The organism is Rhodococcus sp. GXMU-t2271, assembly GCF_041414735.1.
In the GTDB taxonomy this organism is placed as follows: domain Bacteria; phylum Actinomycetota; class Actinomycetes; order Mycobacteriales; family Mycobacteriaceae; genus Rhodococcus; species Rhodococcus indonesiensis.
In genome coordinates this window covers 17,173-44,157 of the sequence record NZ_JAUIZP010000044.1, presented here as the reverse complement: position 1 = coordinate 44,157, position 26,985 = coordinate 17,173, and the positions used below count along the sequence as shown (strand labels likewise).

Genomic DNA, 26,985 nt, shown 5'->3' with positions numbered 1-26,985 from the left:
TCCGGAAAAGTCCCGGAACAGAGGACGACCCTCGCCAGGGGGGGAGGAGGCGAGGGTCGTCATGTTCAGCCCCGGGGGGTCGGGCTGAACACCCCCTGGACTATGTCCAGGTGAAGTCGATACTACGCCGGGACCTGATATTTGCAAGTTCAACCGTCGCGTGTTCCATGCAGGTGGCGGTGCCCGACGACCGGCCGCGTCACGGGGCGTGCCGGGAAGGTGCAGCCGCACCTATTGTGGTGCCGTGACCGATACGACCGTGGCCCCGACCCCGTCCGGCCGAATCGCCGCCTTCTTCGATCTCGACAAGACCATCATCGCGAAGTCCAGCGCGCTCGCCTTCAGCAAGCCCTTCTTCGCCCAGGGGCTCCTCAACCGGCGGGCGGTGCTCAAGAGCAGCTACGCCCAGTTCCTGTTCATGCTCTCCGGCGCCGATCACGATCAGGTGGAGCGCATGCGCGCCCACATCGCGGCGATGTGTACCGGCTGGGATGTCGAGCAGATCAAGGCGATCGTCGCCGAGACACTGCACGACATCGTGGACCCGCTGGTCTTCGCCGAGGCCGCCGATCTCATCGCGGACCACCGGCTCCGCGGACACGACGTGATCATCGTGTCCGCGTCCGGAGAGGAGGTGGTCACCCCCATCGCGACGGCGCTCGGGGCGACGCACAGCACCGCGAGCCGGATGCGGATCGAGGACGGCCGCTACGCCGGGGAGCTGGAGTTCTACTGCTACGGGGAGGCCAAGGCGGAGGCGATCCAGGCGCTGGCGCTGCAGTACGGCTACGATCTCGCACGTTGCTACGCGTACTCGGACTCGTCGACGGACATCCCGATGCTGCGGGCCGTGGGCCATCCGCGGGCGGTGAACCCGGATCGGGTACTGCGTCGCGAAGCCGTCGAAAACGGTTGGCCGATACTCACTTTCACCCGCCCCGTGCCGCTCCTGCACCGATTCACCACGACGTCGCCGACCGTGGTCGCCGCGGCGGCCGCGATCACCGCGGGCGCGGCCGCTGCGGGCGCCGCGGCGTACCTGGCGTTGCGCCGGAGGCCCCGGGACGGGTTCGCGGCACGGGGGTGACGGTCCCGAAAATGGGGCTTGCCCCCCTGTGAGACCGGGAGTAGAAAGGAGTTACGGAAGGACGGAAGGCCAAGAGCGAATCGGAAGAGAAGGTTCGATCTCCCGACCGGACTTCCCAGCACGGACACCGAGCACCCACGCGGAGCCGATGCCACTATAAGGGCAAAAGCGTTGTGGGCTTGCGAGATTCGGGTCTTCGAGGGCGAGCACCCCGCACCCGTTGCGAGGACGAACCAGCGATATCCGAACACTCGCCGAGGCCAGTGACACACAACCCACGCAGCACGCTTGGTAACTCGGCAGTCCGTGCTGGCGGGCGACGCCACCGAAGTCATTCGGCGACGTCGCCCGCTTACATGTGATCACATGATCCCCGAAAACGATGTCGGGCAGCCTGATTCACTGCTCGGACTAGCCGGCGAAGGCGTCCGCGATCGATGTCGCCTCCCGCGCGCCCGCCTCCAGCCCACCGCAGCAGAAGACGACCCAGCCACCGACGCCGACCGCGGTGCCCGACTCGAAACCGGCGAGCCCGTCCCGGTAGGCCTGAGCGCGACGCATCCAGCTCACCTCGGGTACGCCGAGATTGTGCACGTCCAGCCCACTGGCGACCGACACGAGGCGGGACGCCGCCCGGGCGATCACGCCGTCGGCCACCCCGAAGGGACGCAGCACCGCCAGCTCGCCGTGCACCACCGCGGCCAGCACCGGGGCAGGTGCGCGGGTCCCGCCGGTCACCAACTGCGCGAGGGCGTCGAGCCGCTCTCCTACGCCGGGCTCCGTGCGGGGCCGGCCCAGCAGCTCCGGATCGTCGACGAGGTCGGCCGCCGCGAGCAGATGCAGACGCGCGAGGGTCTGCAAGGGCGCGCGCTGCCAGGTGGACACCATGACGGCCAGGCCGTCGCCGTCGAGCGCCTGCGCCACTCGCAGTGCGCCCGCCAGAATCGGATCCCCCGCCTCCCCGGGCGTCGGCAGTTCCATGGATCCGCCGTCGAGCACGGCGGAGGCCCGGGCCGCCCGGACCGACGCCTCGGCGGCGGTGTTCGGCCAGCCGCGCCGGTTGGTCTTGTGCCGGTGTACCTCGGCGAGGGCGTCGCGCGCCCGGTCCGCGGCGTCGCGCACTCCGGGCAGGTCGAGCAGGGGCTGCAAGGGGTCGGTCACGGCATCCGACGGTACCGGCCGGCGCCGACTGTCCGCCTGCCGGTTCCGCTGACCGTGGAGGCCGACCGCCCGTCGCGTGGGACCGACCGATTGTCGAAAGTGAGCAGGTTGCAGCCGTATGCAACGGTGCGATGTCGGTCACAGGTGACTACCCTCACAGGTGCCCGAACTGTTTGGACCGACCGGAAAGAGGCCCCGCAACCATGACGAGCGCAGCGCAGGACCACGAACAGCAGGTGTACCCACCGAGCCCCGAGTTCGTCGCCACCGCCAACGCCGGTCCCGAGTTGCAGGCCGCCGCGGACGCCGACCGGCTCGGGTTCTGGGAGACGCAGGCCCGCCGGCTGGACTGGGCCACGCCGTGGACCGAGGTGCTGGACTGGTCCGAGGCGCCGGTGGCGAAGTGGTTCGTCGGCGGGCAGCTCAACGTCGCCTACAACTGCGTCGACCGGCACGTGCTCGCCGGCAACGGCGACCGCGTCGCGATCCACTTCGAGGGCGAGCCCGGCGATTCGCGCTCGCTGACCTACAACGATCTGCTCGCCGAGGTGTCCAAGGCGGCGAACACCTTCACCGATCTGGGCCTGGTCGCCGGCGACCGGGTGGCGATCTACATGCCGATGATCCCCGAGGCGATCGTGACGATGCTCGCGTGCGCGCGCCTGGGCCTGACCCACTCGGTGGTGTTCGGCGGGTTCTCCTCGCACGCGCTGCGCTCACGCATCGACGACGCGCAGGCCAAGCTGGTGGTCACCGTCGACGGACAGTGGCGCCGTGGCCAGGCCGCGCCGCTCAAGCCGGCCGCCGACGAGGCGGTCTCCGAGGCGGCGTCGGTGCAGCACGTGCTGGTGGTCAAGCGCACCGGCATCGACGTCGACTGGACCGACGGGCGCGATCTGTGGTGGCACGAGACGGTGGACAAGGCCTCCGCCGAGCACACCGCCCAGCCGTTCGACGCCGAGCACCCGCTGTTCATCCTCTACACCTCCGGCACCACCGGCAAGCCCAAGGGCATCGTGCACACCTCCGGCGGCTACCTGACCCAGACCTCGTACACCCACCACTACGTGTTCGACCACAAGCCGGGCCAGGACGTGTACTGGTGCACCGCCGACATCGGCTGGGTCACCGGGCACAGCTACATCGTGTACGGCCCGCTGTCCAACGGCGCGACCCAGGTCGTCTACGAGGGCACCCCGAACTCGCCGAACGAGCACCGGCACTTCGAGATCATCGAAAAGTACGGGGTGAGCATCTACTACACCGCCCCGACCCTGATCCGCACCTTCATGAAGTGGGGCCGGCAGATCCCCGACGCGCACGACCTGTCCTCGATCCGCCTGCTCGGGTCGGTCGGTGAGCCGATCAACCCGGAGGCCTGGCGCTGGTTCCGGGAGGTGATCGGCTCGGGCACCGCCCCCATCGTCGACACCTGGTGGCAGACCGAGACCGGCGCGATCATGATCTCCCCGCTGCCGGGCATCACCGCCACCAAGCCGGGCTCGGCGATGGCGCCGCTGCCGGGCATCTCCGCCAAGATCGTCGACGACAACGCGGCCCCGCTCGGGGCCGGCGGCAACGGCTACCTGGTGCTCGATCAGCCGTGGCCGTCGATGCTGCGCGGCATCTGGGGCGACATGGACCGGTACAAGGACACCTACTGGTCCCGGTACGCCGAGGAGGGCTGGTACTTCGCCGGCGACGGCGCCCGCTACGACGAGGACGGGGCCCTGTGGGTCCTCGGCCGCGTCGACGACGTCATGAACGTCTCCGGGCACCGCATCTCGACCTCGGAGGTCGAATCCGCGCTCGTCGGGCACCCGGCCGTCGCCGAGGCCGCCGTCGTCGGTGCCGCCGACGAGACCACCGGCCAGGGCATCGTCGCGTTCGTCATCCTGCGCGAGGGCGTGGAGAACACCGGCGACGCGCTGATCGCGGAACTGCGCAACCAGGTCTCCACCGAGATCTCCCCGATCGCCAAGCCCCGGCAGATCTCCGTCGTGCCGGAACTGCCCAAGACCCGGTCCGGCAAGATCATGCGCCGCCTGCTGCGCGACGTCGCCGAGGGCCGCGAGCTCGGCGACACCTCCACCCTGGTCGACCCGAAGGTCTTCGAAGCCATCCGTTCCCAGAACAAGTAGGCAGCAGAGCTGCCGGTGTGTCCTTTGGGCGGCCCCAACAGCCCAAAGGACACACCGGCCGCGGAGCGGCCTAGACCTCGTCCAGCTGGCGATCCTTGGTCTCGTGCATCACGAGCAGCGCGACGAAGGTGAGTGCGGCCGCGGCCAGGAGGTACACCCCCACCCAGCCGACGCCGTAGGTCGTGGCGAGCCAGGTCGCGATGAACGGGGCGACGGCCGCGCCGAGGATGCTCGAGACGTTGTAGGCGATGCCCGATCCGGTGTAGCGCACGTTGGTGGGGAACAGCTCGGGCAGCACGGCGCTCATGGGACCGAAGGTGAAGCCCATCAGGATCATGCCGACGACCAGGAACAGCAGCATGCGCGGTTCGTCCATACCCTCCGGGTCGAGCAGGATCCCGAAGGTCAGGCCGAACGCCATGATGATCCCGGTGACGACGAGCAGGGTGATGCGGCGGCCGTAACGGTCGGCGAGCCGGCCGGACACCGGAATCGCGGCCGCGAAGAACAGCACCGCGACCAGCTGCAGCACCAGGAAGTCCGAGTACTGGAACCCGGCGCCGGTACCGCCTTGCGCGGGCGTCTTCCCGGTGCCGTGGCTGAGCACCCAGGTCGTCATGATGTAGAAGAGGGTGTACGTCGCGAGCATCACGAACGTGCCGATGATCAGCTGGCGCCAGCTGGTCCGGAAGACCTCGGCCAGCGGGGTCTTGACCTTCTTGCCCTCGGCGACGGCGCGGGCGAACACCGGCGTCTCCTCCAGCTTGAGCCGCACGTAGAGGCCGATGATCACCATCACCGCGCTGAGCAGGAACGGAATCCGCCAGCCCCACGTCAGGAACGCGCTGTCCAGGTCGGGCTCGGCGTTGTTGTGGTTCAGGAACAGGGTGATGATCAGGAACAGGCCGTTGGCCAGGAAGAATCCGATCGGCGCGCCCAGCTGTGGCCACATGGCGGCCCACGCCCGCTTGCCCTTCTCGGCGGTCTCGGTGGCCAGCAACGCCGCACCGCTCCATTCGCCCCCGAGGCCGACGCCCTGGCAGAAGCGCATGAGTGCGAGCAGCGCCGGGGCCAGCAGGCCCACCTGGTGGTACGTGGGCAGGATGCCGATCAGGAAGGTCGCGATGCCCATGGTCAGCAGCGAGCCGACGAGGGTGGCTTTGCGGCCGATGCGGTCGCCGAAGTGGCCGAACAGGATCGAGCCGACCGGGCGGGCGACGAACGCGAGACCGAACGTCGCGAGCGAGGCGAGCAGGGCGGTGGTGCCGTTGCCCTTGGGGAAGAACAGGTGCGGGAACACCGAGACGGCGGCGGTCGCGTAGATGTAGAAGTCGTAGAACTCGATCGAGGTGCCGACGGTACTCGCGACGATGATGCGGCTGCGCGGTACTCCCGCGACCAGCGATCCGTCTCGGCCGGCGGTGTTGTCGAGGGCAGTACTCACGAAACCAGCTCCAGAGATTCACATGATGGGAAACGATCCCAGCTTCTAGGAAAGTGAACACCTTCTTTCCGGAACGAATCAAATCGGACACCCGCCGACCGGCCGGACGGGGGGATACGATTCGTCGCCGGGTGCGCTGGGAATCCCGGTCGGCGGCAGCACCGTCGCCCCGCGGATTCGTCGATGGAAGGCCTTCGTGACTCAGCCACTGCGCTCGGAACTCACTCGGTACCTACGCACCGAGACCGTCGGTGGCGCCATCCTTCTGGTCGCCGCCGCCGTCGCCGTCCTGTGGGTCAACTCCCCACTCGGACCCGTCTACGAGAGGCTGCGCGACTTCACCGTCGGACCGGAGGCGCTGCACCTGCATCTCACCGTCGGCACCTGGGCACAGGACGGCCTGCTCGCCGTGTTCTTCTTCGTCGCCGGACTCGAACTCAAACGCGAACTCGTGATCGGTGAACTGGCGGACCGCAAGAAGGCCCTGCTGCCGGTCATCGCGGCCTGCGGCGGCGTGCTGCTGCCGGCACTCATCGCCGCCGCCGTCGGATGGGGCACCCCGGGCATGGACCGCGGCTGGGCAATTCCCGTCGCCACCGACATCGCCTTCGCCCTCGGAGTCCTCGCCCTCACCGGTTCCCGCATCCCCACCGGCGCGCGTGTCTTCCTGCTCAGCCTCGCCGTCGTCGACGATCTCATCGGCATCGCACTGATCGCCGTCCTGTTCACCACGTCCATCGCGGCGCTGTGGCTGCTCGGGACCGTCGCGTGCGCCGCCGCCTATCGGTACGCCCAGCACCGGCGGATCACGACCCCGTGGCTGTACGTCCCGCTCGCGCTGCTCACCTGGTACGGCATGCACGAGGCCGGCATCCACGCCACCATCGCGGGCGTCGTGCTGGGTCTGCTCACCCGCGTCCGCGCCGACCCAGGCGAGCGGCGGGCACCGGCCGAGCGGCTCGCCCACGACATCCAGCCCTGGTCCGCCGGCCTGTGCGTGCCCCTGTTCGCGCTGTTCGCCTCCGGCGTTCCCATCGACGGCGAGGTCCTCGCCGATGTGTTCACCAGCCCGGTGGGCCTGTCCGTTCTGCTGGGCCTGCTGATCGGCAAGACGGTCGGCATCTTCGGCGCGTCCTGGCTCGCGATCCGGGTTGGCGTAGCCACCAGGCCCGCCGGGCTGGCATGGGCGGACCTGCTGGCCCTCGCCGTACTCGGCGGCATCGGGTTCACCGTGAGCCTGCTCATCGCCGACCTCTCGCTCGCCGGTATCGACGGCGGGGCACCCGCGGAGATCGCGAAGGCGTCGGTCCTCGTCACGTCACTGATCGCCTCGCTGCTGGGATCGACGCTACTGTTACGGCGTGGGCGAGCCCACCGCAGTCATTACGAATCAACTGGAGGGGTCGACAAGTGAGCGTGACGAACGGGAACCGGAAGCAGGGTGACGGGGTACCGACGAGCATCTCGTCCATTCCGCTGACCGAGGTGCGCGCCCGCACTCCTCAGGAAGCGAGCATCGGGGACCTGGTCCGCGACGCCACAGCACAGGTCTCGACGCTGTTCCGCGCCGAGGTCGAACTCGCCAAGGCCGAGGTCACCGGCGAGGTGAAGAAGGGCCTGCAGGGCAGTCTGTTCTTCATCCTGGCCTTCGCGGTCCTGGTGTTCAGTTCGTTCTTCTTCTTCTTCTTCCTCGCCGAACTGATCGACATCTGGACGCCCCGCTGGCTGGCGTTCCTGATCGTCTTCCTCATCATGGTCGTGGTCACGGCGATCTTCGCCTTGATCGGGTACCTCCGGGTGCGCAGACTGCGCGCCCCGGAGAAGACCATCGACTCGCTCAGGCAGGCCCGTACCGTCCTGCCGCAGCAGCACGACGCGGAGCCGGCAGCGGGCCCCCGGCACGCGCGCTGACCCTCCACATGCAGGGCACCGTGTCCCTCCCCGACCCGTCCACGGTCCGGTTCCCCGGACCGTGGACGCACCGCGACATCCATGCCAACGGCATCCGCCTGCACGCCGTCGAAGCCGGCCCGTCCGGCCCCGACGCACCGCTGGCGCTGTTCCTGCACGGGTTCGCCGACCTGTGGTGGTCGTGGCGTCACCAGCTCACCGCCTTCGCGGACGCCGGCTACCGCGCCGTCGCCGTCGACCTGCGCGGCTACGGCGACTCCGACAAGCCCCCGCGCGGCTACGACGGCTGGACCCTGTCGGGCGACGTCGCAGGACTCATCCGCGCCCTGGGCTGCTCGGAGGCGACGTTGGTCGGGCACGCCGACGGCGGGCTGGTGTGCTGGGCGACGGCCGTGCTGCACCCGCGGCTCGTCCGGGCCATCGCCCTCGTGGACTCGCCGCACCCGATCTCACTGCGGGACGCGACGCTGCACGACCGTGCGCAGCGCGCGGCGCTGCTGCCCACGTTCCTCGCCTATCAGGTGCCGTGGCGGCCCGAACGCAAGCTCGTGCGCGACGACGGCTGGGAGATCGAACGACTGCTGCGGGCCCGCGCGGGCACCCGGTGGCAGCAGTCGGACGAATTCCGGGAGGTCGCCGAGCGGATGCGCTCGGCCATCCGGATTCCCGGCACCGCGCACTGCACGCTCGAATACCAGCGCTGGGCCTTCCGCAGCCAGTGGCGGCCGGACGGACGACGATTCATGGCGGCGATGGACAAGACGCTGACGCTGCCGGTCCTGCAACTGCACGGCGCGCTGGACCCGTACGTCGTACCGGCGACCGTGCGCCGGTGCGTGCGCCACGCTCCGGGCCGGAAACTGCTCATGATCGACGACGCCGGGCACTACGCCCATCAGGAACGTGCCGACGACGTCACCGCCGCGCTGCTCGACTTCGCCGCCGGGCTGTAGGAGCCCCGGCACTCAGGCGATGCAGGTTCCCGTCGCCACCGCCGCGAACGACTCGTCGGCCAGGTCCAACTGACTGCCGACCTCGGCCGCGGTCAGCACGAATCCGGTATCGCTGTTGTCCACGGCCGCCCCGAACACGACGCCCAGGACCCGGCCCTGCTCGTCGACGAGCGGACCGCCGGAATTGCCCTGGCGGATGGACCCGCGGACGGTGTACACCTCCCGTTCGACGGTGCCCGAGCGGTAGATGTCCGGTCCCTGCAGGTCGAGCGTCTCTCGGATGCGCGCGGCACTCGCCGTGTAGGGGCCCCCGCCGGGGTAGCCCAGGACGAGGGCGTCCTGTCCCGAGGCGGCCGGGTCCGGGGCGAATTCGAGAGGTGCCACGTCGAGTCCCGGCACCGAGAGGATCGCGACGTCGACCGCAGGATCGAAGAGCACGACCTCGGCGTCGAGCGCCCCGCCCAGCGTCTGCACCGACACCGCCGACGTGCCGGCGACGACATGGGCGTTGGTCATGACGCGTTCGGGCGCGACGACGAACCCGGAGCCCTCGAGCGCGCGCTGGCAGGTCGGCGCGATTCCGTTGATGCGCAGCACACTCGGATGCAGGTCGAGCGCGACGGGACTGGCGAGCACACTCGGGTCCGGCGGCTCCACCTCGGCGACCGGAGTACGCCCGAACGGACCGATGACGTCCGGCAGCCCCGAGGTGTCGAGCAGTGCCGAGAACTCCTTCGGGACACCGCGCAACCAGTCCGGGGCCAGCACGTCCACCGTGCTGAGCACCCGCGACCCGCGTACGGCCGCGGAGATCTCCGGCTGGGACGAGGCGGTGAGCGGAATGGCGAGCAGCCATGCCGCCACCAGCACCGCCACGGCCTGCAGGCCGGCCCCGACCACGCTGTCGACACCCCGCGCAACGGGGCTGTGCATGTTGCTCCGGGCTGCTCGGCCGAGCACCATGCCCGCGACCTCGCCGATGATGACGAGGACGACGATGAGCGCGATCCCCGCGAGGATCCGCATCCGGCCCTCCTCGACGTGCACGAGCACGTGCGGGGCGATGAGGATGCCGGCAACCGCGCCGAGCACCACGCCGAGGAACGCCAGTGCGGACGCCACCGCGCCCTGCCGCAGGCCGGACGACGCGGCCACGAGCACGACCAGCAGGATGAGCAGGTCGATCCATCCGGACGGCGTCACGGTTCGACCACCCCTGTCTCGAGCTCGGCGAGCGTGACGTCGAAGTCACGGATGTCGGTGTGGTCCCACTCGATCTCCCAGCCGGACACCGCGAACAGACCCGCCAGGATCCCCGCGGTGAATCCCCACACGAGCATGTCGTCCACCAGGAACGCCGGCCCCTGATAGCCGCGCTCGTGCCGGATCTGGAAGCGGTTGTCCGGGTCGAGCAGGTCGTGCAGGGACACCCGGACCACCCGGGCAGCCTCGCGGGGGTCGACCACCCCGATGGGTGTGGGCTTCTCCCAGAAGGCCACCACCGGGGTGACGTCGAATCCGGACGGCGGGATGAAGATCTCGGGCAGCACCGTCAGCGGACGGACCCCCGCGGGGTCGAGGCCCGTCTCCTCCTGTGCTTCACGCAGCGCCGTGGCGATCGGGCCGTCGTCCTCCGGGTCGGCGGCACCACCCGGGAACGCGACCTGCCCGCTGTGCTGACGCATCGTCGGCGCCCGCTGGGTGAGCAGGACGTCCGCGTCGGCGGGCAGTCCACCCCGGGCGAGAGGATCGGGTTCGGACGAGCCGCCGAACAGCACGAGCACGGCCGCGGGACGAACCGGAATCCCGCTCGGGGCCCGGCGGTCGAGCACCGGATTGACCCGGTGCGGATCGCTCGGCAGGACGGTGGACACGTGGCGCAGCCAGTACGGCGTCATACCTTCACTCCCAGGTGCTCCTCCACGGCGGCGGCGACCTCGTCGGCGCTGCGGAACGGCTGGGGCAGCACCTTGGCGACCGAACCGTCGGGCCGCAGCAGCACCGTCACCGGGAGCACCGGGGGCGACTGCACCGCGGCCTGTGCCCGCGCGGACCCGTCCTGCACGCCCGGCAGCTGCACGGCGTACTCGGCGAGCCGGGACAGGGCGTTGGCCTCGTTGGGATCGGTGTGGACGGTGACCACCGCAACGGCGTCCCCGGCGCGCTGCGCGTACTCCTGCAGGTAGGGCAGTTCTTCCGCGCACGGCCCGCACCACCACGCCCACAGGTTCACCAGGGCGGGCCGTCCCGCGAGCGCAGCCGCCAGATCGACGCTGCTGCCGTCGCCGAGACACTCGAACCGCAGCCCCGCGAGCGGTCCGGCTCCGTTTCCGGCCGGAGCCGGGCAGCCCTCGAGCGCCGCCGCGGCACGCAACGGCGCAAGGGCCTCGGGGGTGTCCTGGGCACGGCGGTCCACCGGCGCCGCGGTCGGCCGGGCACCGTCGACGGCCGATGCCGGATCGTCGGTATCGCGGGGCCAGATCGCGACGATCAGCGCCACCACGACGACGAGGGCCACCAGGCTCCAACGGCCTGCGCGGGTCAGTTGCACCGGGTCACCGTCCGGCCAGCTCGAGCAGGTGCTCGGTCTCCGGTCCCTTCACCAGCGCGGCGGCGGTCACAGGGTCGGTCGGTCCGATGCCGAAGGACGGGCAGTCCTTGGCCAGTACACAGATGCCACAGGCGGGTTTGCGGGCGTGGCACACGCGCCGGCCGTGGAAGATCACCCGATGCGAGAGCAGGGTCCATTCCTTGCGTTCGACGAGCGCACCGACGGCGTGTTCGATCTTGACCGGGTCGGTTTCCCCGGTCCACTTCCAGCGGTGCACGAGACGCTGGAAGTGGGTGTCGACGGTGATGCCGGGGATGCCGAACGCATTGCCGAGGACGACGTTGGCGGTCTTGCGCCCGAATCCGGGAAGTGTGACGAGATCCTCGAGCCGGCGTGGTACCTCGCCGTCGAAACGCTCGAGCAGGGCCTGGCCGAGACCGATCAGGGAGTTGGCCTTGTTGCGGTAGAAGCCGGTGGACCGGATGTACTCCTCGAGCTCGGCGCGGTCGGCCTCGGCGTAGGCGCGGGCATCCGGGTAGCGAGCGAACAAGGCCGGGGTCACCTGATTGACCCGCACGTCGGTGCACTGCGCGGACAGGATGGTGGCGACCGCCAGTTCGAGTGGCGTGGTGAAGTCGAGTTCGCAGTACACGTGGGGAAACGCCTCGGCGAGCCGCCGGTTCATGCGGCGCGCCCGGCGCACCAGGGCGAGCCGACTCTCGGGTGGGCGCTCGCCTCCGGACGCGCGCCGTCGGCGCACGTCGGGACTCTCGGACGGGGTCGCATGCACCTGCTCCACTGTACGTACCCGGCCCGTCGCGGATTCGGCGCTGTGTCGCTTCTGAGACCTTTCTTGTGTTTACTTCCCGGTATGCAAGCTCTTGCTGTCGTGCTCTTCCCCGTGCTGCTCATGCTGTTCGCATTGGCGATGGAGCGGGTCGAGTCCCGGCTGAGCCGTCTGTCCGTTCGCCAGCAGGAGGTCGAGGAGTTCCTCGACAAGGCGAGCCACGACGACGTCGCCACCCTGGCCAGGGAGGGATTCCCCCATGCTCTCGCCCGGTTCCACCGCCGCCGGCGGCGGGTCCTCGTCATGGAGCTCGACGATGCGGAGTCCGACATAGGAGAGCGTCGCGCGAGCTGATTTCGGGACGCTTCGATAGAATGCGTGGGCGCTGCTGCGGGAACGGCACGACGGTTGTCGTGGTGTCAATCACTCGTGCCGAGGGCGCGCACAGTAGACTTCGATTCCGTACGCGTTGCAGGCGGCCTGTCCGGGCGCCCGTGGACGTCGTGCAGACCCGGCAGCATGACGATGAGAATTACCCCCAAAGGAGCGCACGTGGACGACGTCCTGGCCAGAGCAGGCATCTTCCAAGGAGTCGAACCCTCGGCGGTTGCGGCGCTGGTCAAAGAGCTTCAGCCGGTCGATTTCCCCCGCGGACATGTCATCTTCAACGAGGGTGAGCCGGGCGACCGCCTGTACATCATCGTCTCCGGCAAGGTGAAGCTCGGCCGCCGTTCCCCGGACGGCCGCGAGAACCTGCTGACCATCATGGGTCCGTCCGACATGTTCGGCGAGCTGTCGATCTTCGACCCGGGCCCGCGCACCTCCACCGCGACCACCGTGACCGAGGTCCGCGCCGTGAGCATGGACCGCGACGCCCTCAAGGCCTGGATCGACCAGCGTCCGGAGATCGCCGAGCAGCTGCTGCGCGTGCTCGCGCGCCGCCTGCGCCGCACCAACAACAACCTGGCCGACCTGATCTTCACCGACGTGCCCGGTCGCGTCGCGAAGGCGCTGTTGCAGCTCGCGCAGCGGTTCGGCACCCAGGAGGCGGGTGCGCTGCGTGTCACGCACGATCTGACGCAGGAGGAGATCGCACAGCTCGTCGGCGCCTCCCGCGAAACCGTGAACAAGGCGCTGGCCGACTTCGCCCACCGCGGCTGGCTGCGGCTCGAGGGCAAGAGCGTGCTCATCTCCGACTCGGAGCGCCTCGCCCGCCGCGCGCGGTAGCCACCCCTTCCGAACGACCGAGGCCGGTGCATCGACGATGCACCGGCCTCGGGTCTTTTGACGTCAGGCGAAGCTGCGCAGGTACTCGAGCTGGACGTTGACCGACTTCTCCGCGACCGGCCACAGCGACGGGTCCACATCGGCGTACACGTGCTCGACGACGGATCGCGGCGTGGCGTCGTCCCCGAGCACCCGCAACGCGGCCCGCACCTGATCGAGCCGTTCCTCCCGATGGGCGAGGTAGCCGCGGGCGATGGTCTCCAGGTCGGGCAGGTCCGGTCCGTGACCGGGCAGCACCGTGTAGCCGCCACCCAGGTCGATCAGCCGGCGCAGCGACCCGAGGTAGTCGCCGAGGTCGCCGTCGGAGTCGTCGAGAACGGTGGTGCCCCGGCCGAGGATGGTGTCGGCGGTGAGCACGCTGCGGTCGTCCTCGAGGACGAAGGACAGCGAGTCCGCGGTGTGACCCGGCGTCGCGAGCACCCGGATCCGCAGCCCGGCCGCCTCGATCACCTCGCCGTCGGCCAGGCCCGCTCCCCCGCCGTGCCGGTGCCGCGCGTCCACGGCCCGTACCTCGGTGCCGGTGAGTTCCGCGAACCGTCCGGCGCCGTCGGTGTGGTCGCCGTGCCGATGGCTGACCAATGTCAGCGCCACGGGAACGCGGGCGACGCGGGCGAGGTGTGCCTCGTCGAGCGGGCCCGGATCGACCACGACGCATTCGTCGCTGCCGGGAGCCCGCAGGATCCAGGTGTTGGTGCCGTCGAGTGTCATCATCGACGGGTTCTCCGCCAGCACCACCGCGGCGTTGGCGGTGACCTGACGCAGCTGTGCGTACGCGGGGTGAACCAGCGTCACGATCCGGCCTCCTCCATGTGGGGTGCGTCCCACTCTAGATCCGGTCCACCCCGCACCCGTCAGCGCACCTCGGCGATGATCTCGACCTCGACGGGCGCGCCGAGCGGCAGCTCGGCCACGCCGACGGCGGACCGGGCGTGCACGCCTGCCTCCCCGAACACCTCGCCGAGGAGTTCGGACGCGCCGTTGATCACACCCGGCTGACCGGTGAAACCCTCCGCCGACGCGACGAAGCCCACGACCTTGACGATGCGGACCAGGTTGTCGATGCCGACGAGGTCGTCCACCGCGGCCAGCGCGTTGAGCGCGGCGATGCGCGCCGCGGCCTTCGCGTCCTCGGCCGTGACCTCGGCGCCGACCTTGCCCACCAGGCCCAGTGCGCCGTCGACGAACGGCAGCTGGCCGGAGGTGTAGACGTGGTCACCGGTGCGGACGGCGGGAACGTAGGCGGCGACGGGCGCCGCGACCGGCGGCAGGCTCAGGCCCAGCTCGGCGAGTCGTGCCGTCCAGTTCCGTCCGGCGGAATCCTCTGTTGCCACGCCGATCAGCCCTTCGGGCGCTTGAGATACGCGACGTGCTGCTCACCGGTGGGTCCCGGAAGCACCGATACGAGTTCCCAGCCGTCGGCTCCCCACGTGTCCAGGATCTGCTTCGTGGCATGGGTCAGCAGGGGCACCGTCGCGTACTCCCACGTTGTCAATTCGCTCATGTCTCGACCCTATATGCGCACGGGACTTATAGGCTCGACGTCGTGGCATCAACGACTGCTGAACACGACGTCTGGCCGGCGAAGGCTGCGCAGGCGCGGCTGCACTTCGTCTCGGGCAAGGGCGGCACCGGTAAGTCGACCGTCGCGGGGGCCCTGGCCCTTGCGCTGGCGGCCGGGGGCCGCAAGGTGCTCCTGGTGGAGGTGGAGGGACGGCAGGGCATCGCCCAGCTGTTCGACGTACCGCCGCTGCCGCCGGCCGAGACCAAGATCGCCACGACGGACAGCGGTGGCGCGGTGTACGCCCTGGCTCTCGACATCGAGACGGCCTTCCTCGAGTACCTGGACATGTTCTACAACCTCGGGTTCGCGGGTCGGGCGATGCGCCGGATCGGTGCCATCGAATTCGCGACCACGCTGGCGCCGGGTCTTCGGGACGTGATCCTCACCGGCAAGATCAAGGAGACCGTGGTGCGCACCGACCGCACCGGTGAACCCGTGTACGACGTGGTCGTGGTGGACTCTCCGCCGACGGGACGCATCGGCAGCTTCCTCGACGTGACCAAGGCGATGGCCGACCTCGCCAAGTCGGGTCCGATCCGGTCCCAGAGCGAAGGGGTCGTGCGGCTGCTGCACTCCGACGAGACCATGGTCCACCTGGTCACGCTGCTCGAGGCGCTGCCGGTGCAGGAAACCTCCGACGCGGTGAGCGAGCTCCTCGAGGCGGACCTGCGGCTCGGCACCGTGATCGTCAACCGGACCGCCCCCGACTTCCTGCCCGAGGAGATGGTGGACGAGGCTGCGGCCGGCCGGATCGACGCGGCCGCGGTACGTGAGGGCCTCGACCGCGCGGGGGTCGCGCTCGGCGAAGAGGACTTCGCGGGTCTGCTGACCGAAACGATCGAGCATGCATCCACCCTGCAGGCGCAGCAGGTCAGCGCCGCCCAACTCGACGAGGTGAACGTGGCACGAATGCATCTGCCCGCGCTGGCGGACGGCGTGGATCTCGGCGGGCTGTACGAGCTCGCGGAGCAGCTCGGCGAACAGGGTGTGCGGTGACCGCGCCGCGGGCGCACCATGCGCCGCCGCTCGACGTTCGGTCCATCCTGGCCGATCCCTCGTCGCGCATCATCGTGTGCACCGGCGCGGGCGGGGTCGGGAAGACCACGACCGCTGCGGCGCTGGCGTTGCGTGCCGCAGAGCAGGGCCGCAACGTCGTGGTGCTGACGATCGATCCGGCCCGGCGGCTGGCCCAGGCACTGGGTGTGCAGGCCCTCGACAACAGTCCGCAGCTCGTGCAGCTGGGGCCGGGCGCGAAGGGCGAACTGCACGCGATGATGCTGAACATGCGCCGCACCTTCGACGACATGGTGCTCGAGCACTCGACGCCGGAGAAGGCACAGCAGATCCTCGACAACCCCTTCTATCAGACCGTGGCCTCGTCGTTCTCCGGCACTCAGGAGTACATGGCGATGGAGAAGCTCGGGCAGCTCGCGGCGAGCGACACCTGGGACCTGATCGTGGTCGACACCCCGCCGTCGCGCAATGCGCTGGACTTCCTCGATGCACCGCAGCGACTCGGTGCGTTCCTGGACGGCCGGATGATCCGGATGTTCACCGCGCCGGGGCGAGGGCTGGGACGGCTGGTGACGGGCGCCATGGGACTGGCCCTGAAAGCGGTCTCGACGATTGTCGGTAGCCAGATGCTCTCGGACGCATCGGCTTTCGTGCAGTCCCTGGACTCGATGTTCGGCGGCTTCCGGGAGCGGGCGAATCGCACCTACCAGTTGCTGCAGCAGCCGGGCACCCACTTCATGGTGGTCGCGGCGGCCGAACCGGACGCGCTGCGGGAAGCATCGTTCTTCGTCGAGCGGCTGTCCGAGGACCGCATGCCGCTCGCGGGGCTTGTCCTCAACCGCACGCACCCGACCCTGTGCTCGCTACCGGCCGACCACGCCCTGACCGCGGCGGATCTGCTCGAGGAGCAGGACCGCAAGGAGAACGCGCCGGCCGAGGCCGTGCTGCGGGTCCACGCGCACCGGGCGGTGACGGCGAAGCGGGAGCTGCGGCTGCTGGCCCGATTCACGAGTGCGCATCCGCGGGTGCCGGTCGTCGGTGTACCGTCGCTGCCCTTCGAGGTCTCGGATCTCGAGGCACTGCGCGCCGTCGCCGATCAGATGACCCGCGAGGCATGACCTCGCGGGTTCGCCGATCGGTCAGACGGCGCTCTGGTGCTGACGCTGAGCCTCGAAGAAGTCGGCCCAGGAGTCGACTTCGGGATGCTGCTTGAGCAGCGCCCGGCGCTGACGTTCGGTCATCCCGCCCCAGACGCCGAATTCGACGCGGTTGTCGAGGGCGTCGGCGCCGCACTGGAGCATCACCGGGCAGTGCCGGCAGATGACTGCGGCCTTGCGCTGGGCGGCGCCACGGACGAACAACTGATCGGGGTCCACTTCACGGCATCGGGCTTTCGACACCCATGCGATGCGTGCTTCTGCTTGGTCTACGTCGAGCCGGGCCATGGGGGTGGTCATGTGCATTCAGTTGCCCCTTACTCTCCGAACGCCGTGTCACGGGGTCCTGGAAGGCACGCAGTATCGACGGCCTAGCACGACCGTTCTGCGCCACATTCCTATTCAGGTGTTATCTGCATCACACTGAGGACTCAATCTAGGTAAAGAGTTCCCCGTGCGCAAGGTGGAGAAACACTTTTCTGGTACGCCCGTGCATCACTGCACGTCGGAGGGTTTTCGCCAGCGCAACGCGGACACGGGAACGTGTGCGGCGGGGTCCGTGCTCCGCCTCGGCACGTACTGTGTAGGCGTGTCGATCGGAAAAACGGTGGCGAAGCTCGCAGGATGCACGGCACTGGGCGGAGTCCTGCTGGCCGGTGTGATGTTCCCGGCGGCCGGAGGGTTCGGGTACGTCTCGAACCGCGCCGCGGACACGGTGGACAACAGTTCCGCCGAACTCGTCGAGGGGGTGGTGCCCGCGGTCACCACCATGACCGACGCCGCGGGCACGCCCATCGCCTGGCTCTACGACCAGCGCCGGTTCGAGGTGCCGAGCGACCAGATCTCCAACGAGATGAAACTCGCCATCGTCTCCATCGAGGACAAACGCTTCGCCGAACACCAGGGCGTCGACTGGCAGGGCACGATCCGTGCCTTCCTCACCAACACGACCAGCGGGCAGGTCGAGCAGGGCGCGTCCACGATCGATCAGCAGTACGTGAAGAACTACCTGCTGCACGTGGTCGCCAAGACCGACGCCGAGCGCCGCGCCGCGATCGAGACGACACCCGCGCGCAAGATCCGGGAGATCCGGATGGCGCTGACGCTCGACGACGAGCTGACCAAGGACGAGATCCTCACCCGTTATCTGAACCTCGTGCCGTTCGGGAACGGATCCTTCGGTGTGCAGGACGCGGCCCAGACGTACTTCGGCATCGACGCGAAGGACCTGAACGTCACCCAGTCCGCGATGCTCGCCGGCATGGTGCAGTCCAGCTCCGCGCTGAACCCGTACACCAATCCGGACGGCGTGCTGGCGCGGCGCAACGTCGTGCTCGACACGATGATCCAGAACATTCCCGAGCGCGCTGCCGAGATCCGCGCCGCGAAGGAGCAGCCGCTCGGCGTCCTGCCCGAGCCGAAGACCCTGCCGCGCGGGTGCATCGCCGCGGGCGACCGGGGGTTCTTCTGCGAATACGCGCTGCAGTACCTGGCCGAGGCCGGGTTGTCCCGCGAGCAGATCGACAGGGGCGGGTACCTCATCCGCACCACGCTCGATCCCGAAATCCAGAACTCGGTGAAGTCGTCGCTGGACGAGTTCACGAGCCCGACCGTCGATGACGTCGCGACGGTGATGAACGTGATCCGGCCCGGGGAGGATTCGCATCGTGTCCTCGCGATGGGGTCGAGCCGCGTATACGGCCTCGACGGCGAGGCCAACCAGACGGTGCAGCCGCAGCCGTACTCCCTGACCGGTCACGGCGCCGGCTCGGTGTTCAAGATCTTCACGGTGGCCGCGGCGATGGAGAAGGGCCTCGGCACGAGCGCCGTGCTGGACGTGCCGGCCCGCTACAACGCCCGCGGCCTCGGCGACGGCGGCGCCCCCGGGTGCCCGCCGGCCACCTACTGCGTCGAGAACGCCGCGCCGTACCCGTCGAAGCTGTCGGTCACGGACGCACTGGCGCAGTCCCCCAACACCGCCTTCGTCAAGCTGATCGAGGCCACCGGTGTGGACTCCGTCGTCGACATGTCGGTGCGGCTCGGCCTGCGCTCCTACGCCCAGCCCAACTCCTCCGGTTTCGGCGAGCAGAGCATGTCCGAGATGCAGAAGGCGCAGCACCTCGGTTCGTTCACCCTGGGACCCACCTGGGTCAACCCGCTGGAGCTGTCCAACGTCGCGGCGACGCTCGCCTCCCACGGCAAGTGGTGCCCGCCCACGCCGATCGACGCCGTGTTCGACCGCGAGGGCAAGCCCGTGCCCATCACCCAGCAGGCATGCGAGCAGGTCGTCGAGCCGGGCCTGGCCGACACGCTCGCCAACGCCCTGGGCAAGGACACCTCGGGCGGCGGTACGGCGGCCGGCGCGGCCGGCTCGGTGGGCTGGAACCTGCCGGTGTCGGCCAAGACGGGAACCACCGAGTCGCACATGTCCTCGGCCTTCCTCGGCTTCACCAACAATCTCGCCGGAGCCGTCTACACGTACGGCGACTCGCCTACGCCGGGGCAGATCTGCTCCGGTCCGGTACGCCCCTGCTACGACGGCAACCTGTTCGGCGGCACCGAGCCCGCACGCACGTGGTTCGATGCGCTGCTGCCGGTCGCGAACAAGTTCGGCCCTACCGCGCTGCCACCCGTGGATCAGAAGTACGTGCGCGGCGCCGGCAACGCGCAGGTTCCCAACGTCGTGGGCCTGAACCGGCAGCAGGCCAGCCAGCGCCTGATCGACGCCGGGTTCCAGGTGACGGAGACGACCGTCAAGGCGGAAGGCCGCAGTGGCACCGTCGCCTCGGTCTCGCCGTCCGGTTCCGCAGTCCCGGGCTCGACGGTGACGATCTTCGTCAGCGACGGTTCGGTGCGCGCCGCGCCGCCGAGCCCGAGTGCGACACCGGCCCGGCCGAGCGAGAGCCGGGTGCCGGACACGACGGTGCCGGCCGCGCCGGCACCCATCCCGGGACGATGACCGCCGCCGCCCGGTCGCGCGACGACCGGACGGCGCCGTCGTCTACAGGCGCGACTTGACGGCGGCGGACAGGCGCTTGCCGTCGGTCTTCCCGGCGGCGATGGCGGTCGCCGCCTTCATGACCTGACCCATCTGCCGCGGCCCCGGCCGCTCCCCGATCTCCTCGGCGACCTGGGCGATGGCGGTGTCCACCACGTCGGCCAGTTCGGCGTCGGTGAGCGGGGTCGGCAGGTACTCGTCGATGATGCGGGCCTCGGCGTGCTCCTTGGCGGCCAGTTCTCCTCGGCCGTTCTCGGTGTACACCTCGGCAGCCTCGCCACGCTTCTTCGCTTCGCGCGCGAGCACCTTCACGACTTCCTCGTCGGTGAGATCGCGTGCCTGCTTGCCGGCGACTTCTTCGGTCTGCACGGCGGCGAGCAGCATGCGCAGCGTGTTGGTGCGCAGCGAATCCTTGTCCTTCATCGCGGACGTGAGGTCGGCGCGGAGCGTGGCTTTGAGCGAGGACGTGGTCTCGGACATACCTCGACGCTACGCGGTGCCCTGCGAACCCGTGCGCGGACGAGCCCCGGCGGTACGCTGGAGACGTGCCAGACGTTCCCATTCTCCGACGTGCCGCGATCGGCGCGGCCGGTGCCGCTGTTCTCGGCCTCGGCTATGCGACGCTCGTCGAACGCAACGCCTTCGCTCTGCGGGAGGTGACGCTGCCGGTGCTCGCGCCGGATGCCTCGACGCTGCGCGTGCTGCATCTGAGCGACATCCACATGACGCCCGGGCAGCGGCTCAAGCAGAACTGGCTTCGCGAACTCGATCGCCTCGAACCCGACCTGGTGATCAACACCGGCGACAACCTCGCGCACCCGAAGGCGGTCCCCGCCGTCGTGCAGGCGCTCGGCGGTCTGCTCGCCCGGCCGGGCTTGTTCGTCTTCGGCAGCAACGACTACTTCGGGCCGCGGGTGAAGAACCCGCTGAAGTACTTCGACCGCGACCACGAGCGCGTGCACGGCGCGCCGCTGCCCTGGAGCGATCTGCGCGCCGCGTTCAGCGAGCGCGGCTGGCTCGACGTCACGCACGTGCGGCGCGAGCTCGAGATCGCCGGGGTGCGCATCAGCGCGGCCGGTGTCGACGACCCGCACATCGACCGGGACCGGTACGACACCGTCGCCGGTCCCGCGAATCCGGCGGCGGATCTGCGACTGGGGCTGACCCACTCGCCCGAACCGCGGGTGCTGGACCGGTTCGCGGACGACGGGTACGACCTGGTGATGGCGGGGCATACCCACGGTGGTCAGCTGTGCCTGCCGCTGGTCGGCGCGCTGGTGACCAACTGCGGGCTGGACCGGTCGCGGGTCAAGGGACCGTCGCGCTGGGGGTCGCACATGCGGTTGCACGTCTCGGCGGGCATCGGCACGTCACCGACGGCACCCGCCCGGTTCTGGTGCCGCCCCGAGGCGACGCTGCTGACGCTGGTTCCGGCGCCGCGAGAGCAGGCTCGAAGCACTGCGGACGTAGGTACCCGGAGCACCTTCTCGCCGCACTGACCAGGCGATTTAACCGTCACCCCCATCGTGCTGTAAGCTGACCGAGGTTCGAAACGGGGTGTGGCGCAGCTTGGTAGCGCGCTTCGTTCGGGACGAAGAGGTCGTGGGTTCGAATCCCGCCACCCCGACTCGTGAAGAACATCGAAGGACCCTCTCCACTCACGGAGAGGGTCCTTTCGTTTTGCGGGGGTGCCGAGACCGGACTCGTCGGTGAGGGTAGCCTCCCCTCATGCATCAGCTCGGACATCTCTGCCGCCGCACCGCTGCGGCCCTGCTCGTCACCTTCACCGTCGCCGCATGCGGCGGGGCGACCGAATCCACCCGCGACACCGGCGCCGGCAACGCCGACGTGGCAACCGGGGGCCGGCTCTTCGCCACAGCGGACGAGGAGACGGCGGAACTCGGCAGCGACGCGGCACCCGGACAGTTCCCTCGGGTCGTCACCCATGCCGCCGGTGAGACGACGCTCGCAGCCGAGCCGCAGCGGGTAGTCGTGCTCGACGGCGGCGAGCTCGACGACGTCCTCTCCCTCGGCCTCACGCCCGTCGGCATCGCCAGTCCCGAGGGCGCCGCGGAGCAGCCGTCGTATCTGGCGGACCGGCTCACCGACGTGGCCGACGTGGGCACGATCAACAACCTCGATCTCGAGGCCATCGGCGCGCTGCGACCGGATCTGATTCTCGGCAGCAAGCTGCGCGCGGACAAGATGTACTCCCAGCTGTCCGCCATCGCTCCGACCGTCTTCTCGATCCGCCCCGGCTTCCCGTGGAAGGAGAACTTCCTGCTCGTCGCGGACGCACTCGGCAGGGAGGAGAAGGCGGAGTCCGTTCTGAACGACTACCAGACCCGCGCCGACGAGGTGCGGGAGTCGATCCAGGGCGATCCGAGCATCTCGCTGGTGCGGTTCATGTCCGGCAGGATCCGCTTGTACGGGAACCTCTCGTTCATCGGGGTCATCCTGCAGGACGTCGGGTTGCGACGGCCGCCGGTCCAGGACCTCGACGAGCTCGCCGCCGAGGTCAGCCCGGAAACAATCACGGAGGCAGACGGCGACTGGATCTTCTATTCGAGCTACGGCCGGGAAACCGACGAGGCGGCCGTGGTCGGCGGCCCCCTGTGGTCGAGCCTTCCAGCCGTGCGGCAGGGACGCGCGGTCGCGGTGAGCGACGAGACGTGGTTCCTCGCCCTCGGCCCGACCGGCGCGATGCTCGTTCTCGACGACCTCGAACGGTTGCTCGCACGGCAGTGACCGGCGTCAGATCCGCACCTCGTCGCGCCATCGGGTCAGCAGAGCGGCGTCACCGGACACGTCGAATTGCCCGAGGGACGCGCGGTTCCACAGCAGGAGCAGCAGATCCGACGCCCGTCCGCGCACTGTGACGTCTCCTGCAGCACGGGTGTGCCCCAGGGTCGGCCCGTCGGCCGTGAAGATGATCGTCCACTCGCCCTCCACCGCGGGGTCGGTCGCGTGCAGGTGCATCGTCCTCCCCGATCGCGGCAGCGAGCCGGCACCGTCCGCCCCACCGAGGGCGCGGAACGGGAGCAGCACCCCGAAGAGTTCGTCGATGCCTTCGACGGCCAGCGCGGTCTCGACGGGCGTGGTGCCCACACCTGCGGCGAGCTCGGCGTCGATCCGGTGCAGCGCGGTCTCGACGGCCATGCGACGAACCCAGAACGATGCCGGCTGCAATCCGGCGAAGGTCTGTTCCTCCCCGTTCGGGTCGGCCGCCTGCACGGCCTCGGTCAGCTCGTCGAGTCCGTCCCGCACCCACGGGAGGACGGCGGCCCCGGCCGGAGCCGGCGGGATCTCGGTGCGACGGCCGGCCCGCAGCCAGGCTGCCGCGTTCCGGTGCACGCGGCCGACGTGCCCGGCGAGCCGTTCGACGGACCACCGCGGGCACGTCGGGACCGGCCGGTCGAGCCGGCCTCCACCGACGGCGAGCAGCCGCTCGGTGTCCGCGCGCAGCAGCTTCAGGTAGGACGCTCGATCCACGTCTCGATTATGCGGCGAGGGCACCTGGTTTCCCGCCGGAGCGCCCCTCTCAGCGCGCCGTCTCGCGCACGCGCAGTGTCATCACGTCGACCGGCTCCCCGACGTCCGAGAGCCCGTCGGACTTGCGGGCGGTGACGGTGCCGAACTCGACGATCTCCCCGCCGTGGGTGCCGGCGAACGCGTACAGGCCGTACGTGCCGTTCGCCGCACCGTCGCTCACCGTGAACGCGATCCGCTCCTCGAGGGTTTCCCCCGCCGCCAGGTCGACGTCGATCGGGTCCAGGACCGGCTCGCCTTCCTCGCCGTTGGGGCGGACCGCGCCGGCCCACACCTGCCCTGTGTAGGGCGCATCGTCGGGTGCTTCGACCAGCAGGGTGGCCTCGATCACCCCACCGGATGCGGGCAGCTTCGTGGACGTGTCCGCGGTCAGGGAGACGCGCACGGGCAGATCCGTTCGGGGAACGGCAGGACGGGTCGACGACGGGGAGCCGTCGCCGATCTCGGGCCAGCCGTTGGCCCACACGATGCGGTCGATCATGCCTTCCCGCCGTTGAGCGCCGCTGGGCAACTGGAGATTGTCGCGGGGGATCGCGTGGTAGACGATCCAGTCGTCGCCGGCGTCGTCCGTGACCACCGTGTTGTGCCCGGGCCCTGCCCACGGGTCGCTGCCGGCCAGGATGAGCGCGCCGCCGCCCCCGTCGAGATCGTCGCCCTTGCGGTCGACGTACGGGCCGGTCAACGACTCGGACCGGCCGACGAGCACCCGGTACGCGGTGTCGGCGCCGTTGCAGCAGTGGCCGGAGGAGAGGAACAGGTAGTAGTAACCGTCGCGATACTCGACGTGCGGTCCCTCGAAGCGTTCGTCCGCGACCCGGACCGGTTCGCCGGCAGGCGCGGTTCCCTCCGCATTCAGCGGGATGGCATAGACGCCTTTGAAATTGCCGACGAACATCGTCTTCGTGGTGCCGTCGTCCCAGACGAACGGATCGATCGTGCCCTGGACTCCGACGTCCTCGGCGCAGAACACGGGACGACCCAGGTCGGTCCAGGGGCCGGCCGGCCCAGGGGCGGTGGCGAGACCGATGCACGGATTCGCGCCGTCCGGGAGCGCGTAGTAGAGGCTGTAGCCGGAGTCCGACTCGATCACGTGGGGGGCCCAGACGTAGTTGTCCGCCGGGTGCCAGCCGGGAATCTCGGAGAAGACGTCGTCGACGAACTTCCAGTCGGTGAGGTCGAAGGACGTGAAGACGGACATCCCTCGCAGTCCTTGCCCGTCGCCCCAGTCGTCGCCCGTGGTGTACATGTAGTACGCCCCGTCGGAGGCGCGCACGATGCTGGGGTCGGCCGCCACCGGTTCGACGATCGGGTTCGCCGCGGCCGACGGCGCCGGGGCGATCAGGCAGGCGAGCAGCGCTGCAGCGGCGGCGGATCCCCGACGGACGTGGCGTCGCGCCGCGTGTGTGCCTCCTGCGTTCTTCCCCGTCTCGAACTTCCGCACGTCGCTCCCACCGTCGCACTCACATGGAACGGGGCAAATGTATACGGATGTGACTGATGTGAGAGTTGTGAACGGCGGAAGCCGCCGTATCGAAACCGAACCGTGCCCTCTGATCGGTCCCGCACCTCACCCCGGCGGCAGCAACCGATCGAGGAATCCGTTGGTGAACACCCGGTGCGGGTCGTGCCGGTCGAACGACGCGCGCGCCGCGTCCCAGCCCTCGTCGGCGGACAGCCCCGTGCGGTACATCGCCGGAACGACCTCACCGAGGAACCTCGGATCCCGGTACCCACCCTCCGCGTCGAATGCCCATCCCTTCGACCACTCCGACCGGAAGGTCGCGTAGTCACCGGAGTAGCGGTCGGCCATCCACTGCTCCATCTCCTGGAAGAAGGCGGACTGTCCCGCGGTGCCGGGAACGGAGACGACGTTCATCCAGATGGCCGTGTCCCAGTCGGGCCGGTCGGGACGGGGCCGCACGGCCGACAGGTTCGGCGCGCCCGCCGACTCGACGAGCACCTCCGACTGATCGTCGACGGTGCACAGCCGCACCTCGAACGGCATGTTGACCGGGTACTGCCCGAGCGAGGCGTAGTGGGTCATCCGTTCGTGCAGCCAGGTGGTGAACTCGTGGATGACGCGGGCGATGTTCGCGCGCCGCGTGAGGACCACCCCACCGCCGGCGACGACGCGCAGCGTGGTGGCCCGCAGATAGAACAGCAGGTCCTTCGACCAGCCCCACAGGTCGGCGGTGCCGGTGGCGGCGAGACCGGCGGCGACGGCACCGAACTGGGCGGCGCCGAATGCCGGGGTGGCGGCCTGCATCCCGCTCGCCACCTGACCGAGAGGCGTGGTGACCTCCTCGGGGATGCTGTCGGAGAAGAAGTAGTTGTACGGCCCGTGCACCTCGCGCGCGGTCGACGGCTTCTCGGGGCACACCGACCAGATCTTCAACCACGGCGTCCGGGTGAAGGGGAACCAGATCGCCTCGACGCGGCCGGACTCTTCGACGAACCGCTCGAAGGTGCGTCCCGGAGCGCCGGGCGGGGCGAACAGTTCCTGCCACGGCACGTCGGTGAAACTCTGGCAGCGCAGCCGGTAGTTGGCCCCGGCCTGCAGGGTCACCGAGGTGACGAAGCTGCGGCCCAGGTGGGCGAGCAGGGGCGTGATCTCGGGTTCGGACCGACGGAACTCCCGTAGTTCGTAGGCCCCGGCGGCGACGTTCCACACGACGGCGGTGAGTGCGACGACGAGGTTCGACAGGGAGCCGAACGACTGGCCGGGGATCGCCCGCTCCCCCGCGGCCGGGTAGGTGGCGCCGTGCGCGCCGATCGACAGCGCTCCGGCGATGGTGATGTCGCCGATGGCGGGCGCATTGGCCCAGCCCAGGCCGTGCCGCTCCAGCGCGGTGAGGATCGACTCGATGCTCGCACCCGCGCCGGCGGTGACGGTGGCGGGCGTTCCCGCGGGGTCGACGGTGACGGAGTTCAGGTGTGCCATCGTGTCGATCAGCACGATCTTCTCGACGCTCTCGCCGGGCACGACGGTCAGCGGGCTCCAGCTGTGCATGGTGCCGCGCGGGCGGACGCGGTAGCCGTGGGAGCGGGCCCAGTCGGCGATGCGCACGACGTCGTGCGCATCGCGCGCGGTGGCGGTCCACACCGCGTCGAAGTGGATCGTCCGGGCCCAGTTCTCGAAGCGCTGCTGGGCCAGCGGGATATCCGCGGGGAACGCGGGGGGCGCCGGAATGGTGGCGCGCGGATCACCGACCGGGACGGCGCCGGCGGGTTTCCAGGCGAGACCGGTCAATCCCACGGCGCCGGCGGCGCCGAGGAAGCCTCGTCGACTGAGGGGCGTGGTGGAGACGGGGGTGCCGTCCGTCCGGGCGTCGCGGGCTTTCACCGGGCAGGGCTCCGATCTGGCGAGAGGCAGAAACAGAGCAA

At 69.7% G+C, this 26,985-nt stretch carries 26 protein-coding genes and 1 tRNA gene; 13 read left to right on the top strand and 14 right to left on the bottom strand.

Annotated elements, in window-relative coordinates; translation table 11 throughout:
* Positions 1–244: 244 nt before the first annotated feature.
* Entirely contained in the window at positions 245–1,087 is an 843-nt protein-coding gene (locus QYS60_RS17195) for an HAD-IB family hydrolase (RefSeq protein WP_371383739.1), read from the top strand.
* 411 nt (positions 1,088–1,498) lie between these two features.
* Here the strand turns inward: QYS60_RS17195 and QYS60_RS17190 are convergent, their stop codons facing one another.
* Positions 1,499–2,248, bottom strand: coding sequence for an oxidoreductase (locus tag QYS60_RS17190; protein ID WP_371383738.1), 750 nt, complete (start codon positions 2,246–2,248; stop codon positions 1,499–1,501).
* Between the two features lie 203 nt (positions 2,249–2,451).
* On the opposite strand from QYS60_RS17190, the gene acs reads away from it, so the two are divergent.
* The gene (gene acs / locus QYS60_RS17185) at positions 2,452–4,389 is read left to right on the top strand and encodes an acetate--CoA ligase (RefSeq protein WP_289377549.1); all 1,938 of its coding nucleotides are present in this window, start codon (positions 2,452–2,454) and stop codon (positions 4,387–4,389) included.
* A 70-nt stretch (positions 4,390–4,459) separates the two neighbouring features.
* Here acs and QYS60_RS17180 read toward each other — a convergent pair whose 3' ends face one another.
* Entirely contained in the window at positions 4,460–5,833 is a 1,374-nt protein-coding gene (locus QYS60_RS17180) for an MFS transporter (protein ID WP_371383737.1), read from the bottom strand.
* 196 nt (positions 5,834–6,029) lie between these two features.
* Here QYS60_RS17180 and nhaA point away from each other — a divergent pair, with 196 nt between their 5' ends.
* Genes nhaA through QYS60_RS17165 form a run of 3 tightly spaced genes read left to right on the top strand, consistent with a single transcriptional unit; the run spans position 6,030 to position 8,697 of the window.
* Positions 6,030–7,247 carry a Na+/H+ antiporter NhaA gene (gene nhaA, locus QYS60_RS17175; RefSeq protein ID WP_289377550.1) on the top strand — a complete coding sequence of 406 codons (1,218 nt, stop codon included), beginning with the start codon at positions 6,030–6,032 and terminating at the stop codon, positions 7,245–7,247.
* On the top strand, positions 7,244–7,744 hold the full coding sequence (locus QYS60_RS17170; protein WP_371383736.1) for a phage holin family protein: 501 nt from the start codon (positions 7,244–7,246) through the stop codon (positions 7,742–7,744). Before nhaA ends, QYS60_RS17170 begins: the two co-directional genes overlap by 4 nt.
* 8 nt (positions 7,745–7,752) lie before the next feature.
* Positions 7,753–8,697, top strand: a complete 945-nt coding sequence (locus QYS60_RS17165; protein ID WP_289377552.1) for an alpha/beta fold hydrolase — start codon at positions 7,753–7,755, stop codon at positions 8,695–8,697.
* Positions 8,698–8,709: 12 nt separating this feature from the next.
* Here QYS60_RS17165 and QYS60_RS17160 read toward each other — a convergent pair whose 3' ends face one another.
* The 4 genes from QYS60_RS17160 to nth are packed head-to-tail and all read right to left on the bottom strand — an operon-like array spanning position 8,710 to position 12,047.
* Positions 8,710–9,900 carry a MarP family serine protease gene (locus QYS60_RS17160; RefSeq protein ID WP_371383735.1) on the bottom strand — a complete coding sequence of 397 codons (1,191 nt, stop codon included), beginning with the start codon at positions 9,898–9,900 and terminating at the stop codon, positions 8,710–8,712.
* Positions 9,897–10,595, bottom strand: a complete 699-nt coding sequence (locus QYS60_RS17155; RefSeq protein WP_054373128.1) for a CoA pyrophosphatase — start codon at positions 10,593–10,595, stop codon at positions 9,897–9,899. Before QYS60_RS17155 ends, QYS60_RS17160 begins: the two co-directional genes overlap by 4 nt.
* A complete protein-coding gene (locus QYS60_RS17150) occupies positions 10,592–11,215 on the bottom strand; it encodes a TlpA family protein disulfide reductase (protein ID WP_371383748.1) in 624 nt (207 codons plus the stop codon). The genes QYS60_RS17155 and QYS60_RS17150 overlap by 4 nt, the downstream gene beginning before the upstream one ends.
* Before the next feature lie 37 nt (positions 11,216–11,252).
* Positions 11,253–12,047 carry an endonuclease III gene (gene nth / locus QYS60_RS17145; RefSeq protein WP_289377554.1) on the bottom strand — a complete coding sequence of 265 codons (795 nt, stop codon included), beginning with the start codon at positions 12,045–12,047 and terminating at the stop codon, positions 11,253–11,255.
* 72 nt (positions 12,048–12,119) lie between these two features.
* On the opposite strand from nth, the gene QYS60_RS17140 reads away from it, so the two are divergent.
* Entirely contained in the window at positions 12,120–12,389 is a 270-nt protein-coding gene (locus tag QYS60_RS17140; RefSeq protein ID WP_040781511.1) for a hypothetical protein, read from the top strand.
* Between the two features lie 198 nt (positions 12,390–12,587).
* Entirely contained in the window at positions 12,588–13,262 is a 675-nt protein-coding gene (locus QYS60_RS17135; protein WP_003935274.1) for a Crp/Fnr family transcriptional regulator, read from the top strand.
* Positions 13,263–13,325: 63 nt separating this feature from the next.
* On the opposite strand, the gene QYS60_RS17130 is transcribed toward QYS60_RS17135, so the two are convergent.
* The 3 genes from QYS60_RS17130 to QYS60_RS17120 are packed head-to-tail and all read right to left on the bottom strand — an operon-like array spanning position 13,326 to position 14,823.
* Positions 13,326–14,114, bottom strand: coding sequence for an MBL fold metallo-hydrolase (locus QYS60_RS17130; RefSeq protein ID WP_003935275.1), 789 nt, complete (start codon positions 14,112–14,114; stop codon positions 13,326–13,328).
* A 59-nt stretch (positions 14,115–14,173) separates the two neighbouring features.
* Positions 14,174–14,653, bottom strand: coding sequence for a RidA family protein (locus QYS60_RS17125; RefSeq protein ID WP_003935276.1), 480 nt, complete (start codon positions 14,651–14,653; stop codon positions 14,174–14,176).
* 5 nt (positions 14,654–14,658) lie between these two features.
* Positions 14,659–14,823 (bottom strand): DUF4177 domain-containing protein, encoded by a 165-nt coding sequence (locus QYS60_RS17120; RefSeq protein WP_006945567.1) that lies wholly within the window; start codon positions 14,821–14,823, stop codon positions 14,659–14,661.
* 42 nt (positions 14,824–14,865) lie between these two features.
* Between QYS60_RS17120 and QYS60_RS17115 the strand changes: the two genes are divergently transcribed.
* Both QYS60_RS17115 and QYS60_RS17110 read left to right on the top strand, forming a co-directional pair.
* Positions 14,866–15,879 (top strand): ArsA-related P-loop ATPase, encoded by a 1,014-nt coding sequence (locus tag QYS60_RS17115; protein ID WP_003935278.1) that lies wholly within the window; start codon positions 14,866–14,868, stop codon positions 15,877–15,879.
* Positions 15,876–17,015, top strand: a complete 1,140-nt coding sequence (locus QYS60_RS17110) for an ArsA family ATPase (RefSeq protein ID WP_289377555.1) — start codon at positions 15,876–15,878, stop codon at positions 17,013–17,015. The genes QYS60_RS17115 and QYS60_RS17110 overlap by 4 nt, the downstream gene beginning before the upstream one ends.
* A 21-nt stretch (positions 17,016–17,036) precedes the next feature.
* Here QYS60_RS17110 and QYS60_RS17105 read toward each other — a convergent pair whose 3' ends face one another.
* Positions 17,037–17,360: a WhiB family transcriptional regulator gene (locus QYS60_RS17105; RefSeq protein WP_040781514.1), complete on the bottom strand. Its 324-nt coding sequence runs from the start codon at positions 17,358–17,360 to the stop codon at positions 17,037–17,039.
* Between the two features lie 301 nt (positions 17,361–17,661).
* Between QYS60_RS17105 and QYS60_RS17100 the strand changes: the two genes are divergently transcribed.
* Positions 17,662–20,013: a penicillin-binding protein gene (locus QYS60_RS17100; protein ID WP_371383747.1), complete on the top strand. Its 2,352-nt coding sequence runs from the start codon at positions 17,662–17,664 to the stop codon at positions 20,011–20,013.
* 42 nt (positions 20,014–20,055) lie between these two features.
* Here QYS60_RS17100 and QYS60_RS17095 read toward each other — a convergent pair whose 3' ends face one another.
* Positions 20,056–20,532: a GatB/YqeY domain-containing protein gene (locus tag QYS60_RS17095; protein ID WP_054373134.1), complete on the bottom strand. Its 477-nt coding sequence runs from the start codon at positions 20,530–20,532 to the stop codon at positions 20,056–20,058.
* A gap of 65 nt (positions 20,533–20,597) precedes the next feature.
* Between QYS60_RS17095 and QYS60_RS17090 the strand changes: the two genes are divergently transcribed.
* The 3 genes from QYS60_RS17090 (at position 20,598) to QYS60_RS17080 (ending at position 22,800) form a co-directional block, all read left to right on the top strand.
* A complete protein-coding gene (locus tag QYS60_RS17090) occupies positions 20,598–21,551 on the top strand; it encodes a metallophosphoesterase (protein ID WP_371383734.1) in 954 nt (317 codons plus the stop codon).
* Positions 21,552–21,605: 54 nt separating this feature from the next.
* Positions 21,606–21,679: transfer RNA gene (locus QYS60_RS17085), tRNA-Pro, on the top strand.
* 101 nt (positions 21,680–21,780) lie between these two features.
* Positions 21,781–22,800 (top strand): ABC transporter substrate-binding protein, encoded by a 1,020-nt coding sequence (locus tag QYS60_RS17080; RefSeq protein WP_371383733.1) that lies wholly within the window; start codon positions 21,781–21,783, stop codon positions 22,798–22,800.
* 6 nt (positions 22,801–22,806) lie between these two features.
* Here the strand turns inward: QYS60_RS17080 and QYS60_RS17075 are convergent, their stop codons facing one another.
* The 3 genes from QYS60_RS17075 to QYS60_RS17065 form a co-directional block, all read right to left on the bottom strand.
* Positions 22,807–23,544, bottom strand: a complete 738-nt coding sequence (locus tag QYS60_RS17075) for a maleylpyruvate isomerase family mycothiol-dependent enzyme (protein WP_371383732.1) — start codon at positions 23,542–23,544, stop codon at positions 22,807–22,809.
* A 49-nt stretch (positions 23,545–23,593) separates the two neighbouring features.
* Positions 23,594–25,042, bottom strand: coding sequence for a family 43 glycosylhydrolase (locus QYS60_RS17070; protein ID WP_371383731.1), 1,449 nt, complete (start codon positions 25,040–25,042; stop codon positions 23,594–23,596).
* Positions 25,043–25,168: 126 nt separating this feature from the next.
* Positions 25,169–26,944, bottom strand: a complete 1,776-nt coding sequence (locus QYS60_RS17065; protein WP_371383730.1) for a cholesterol oxidase substrate-binding domain-containing protein — start codon at positions 26,942–26,944, stop codon at positions 25,169–25,171.
* Positions 26,945–26,985: the final 41 nt, after the last annotated feature.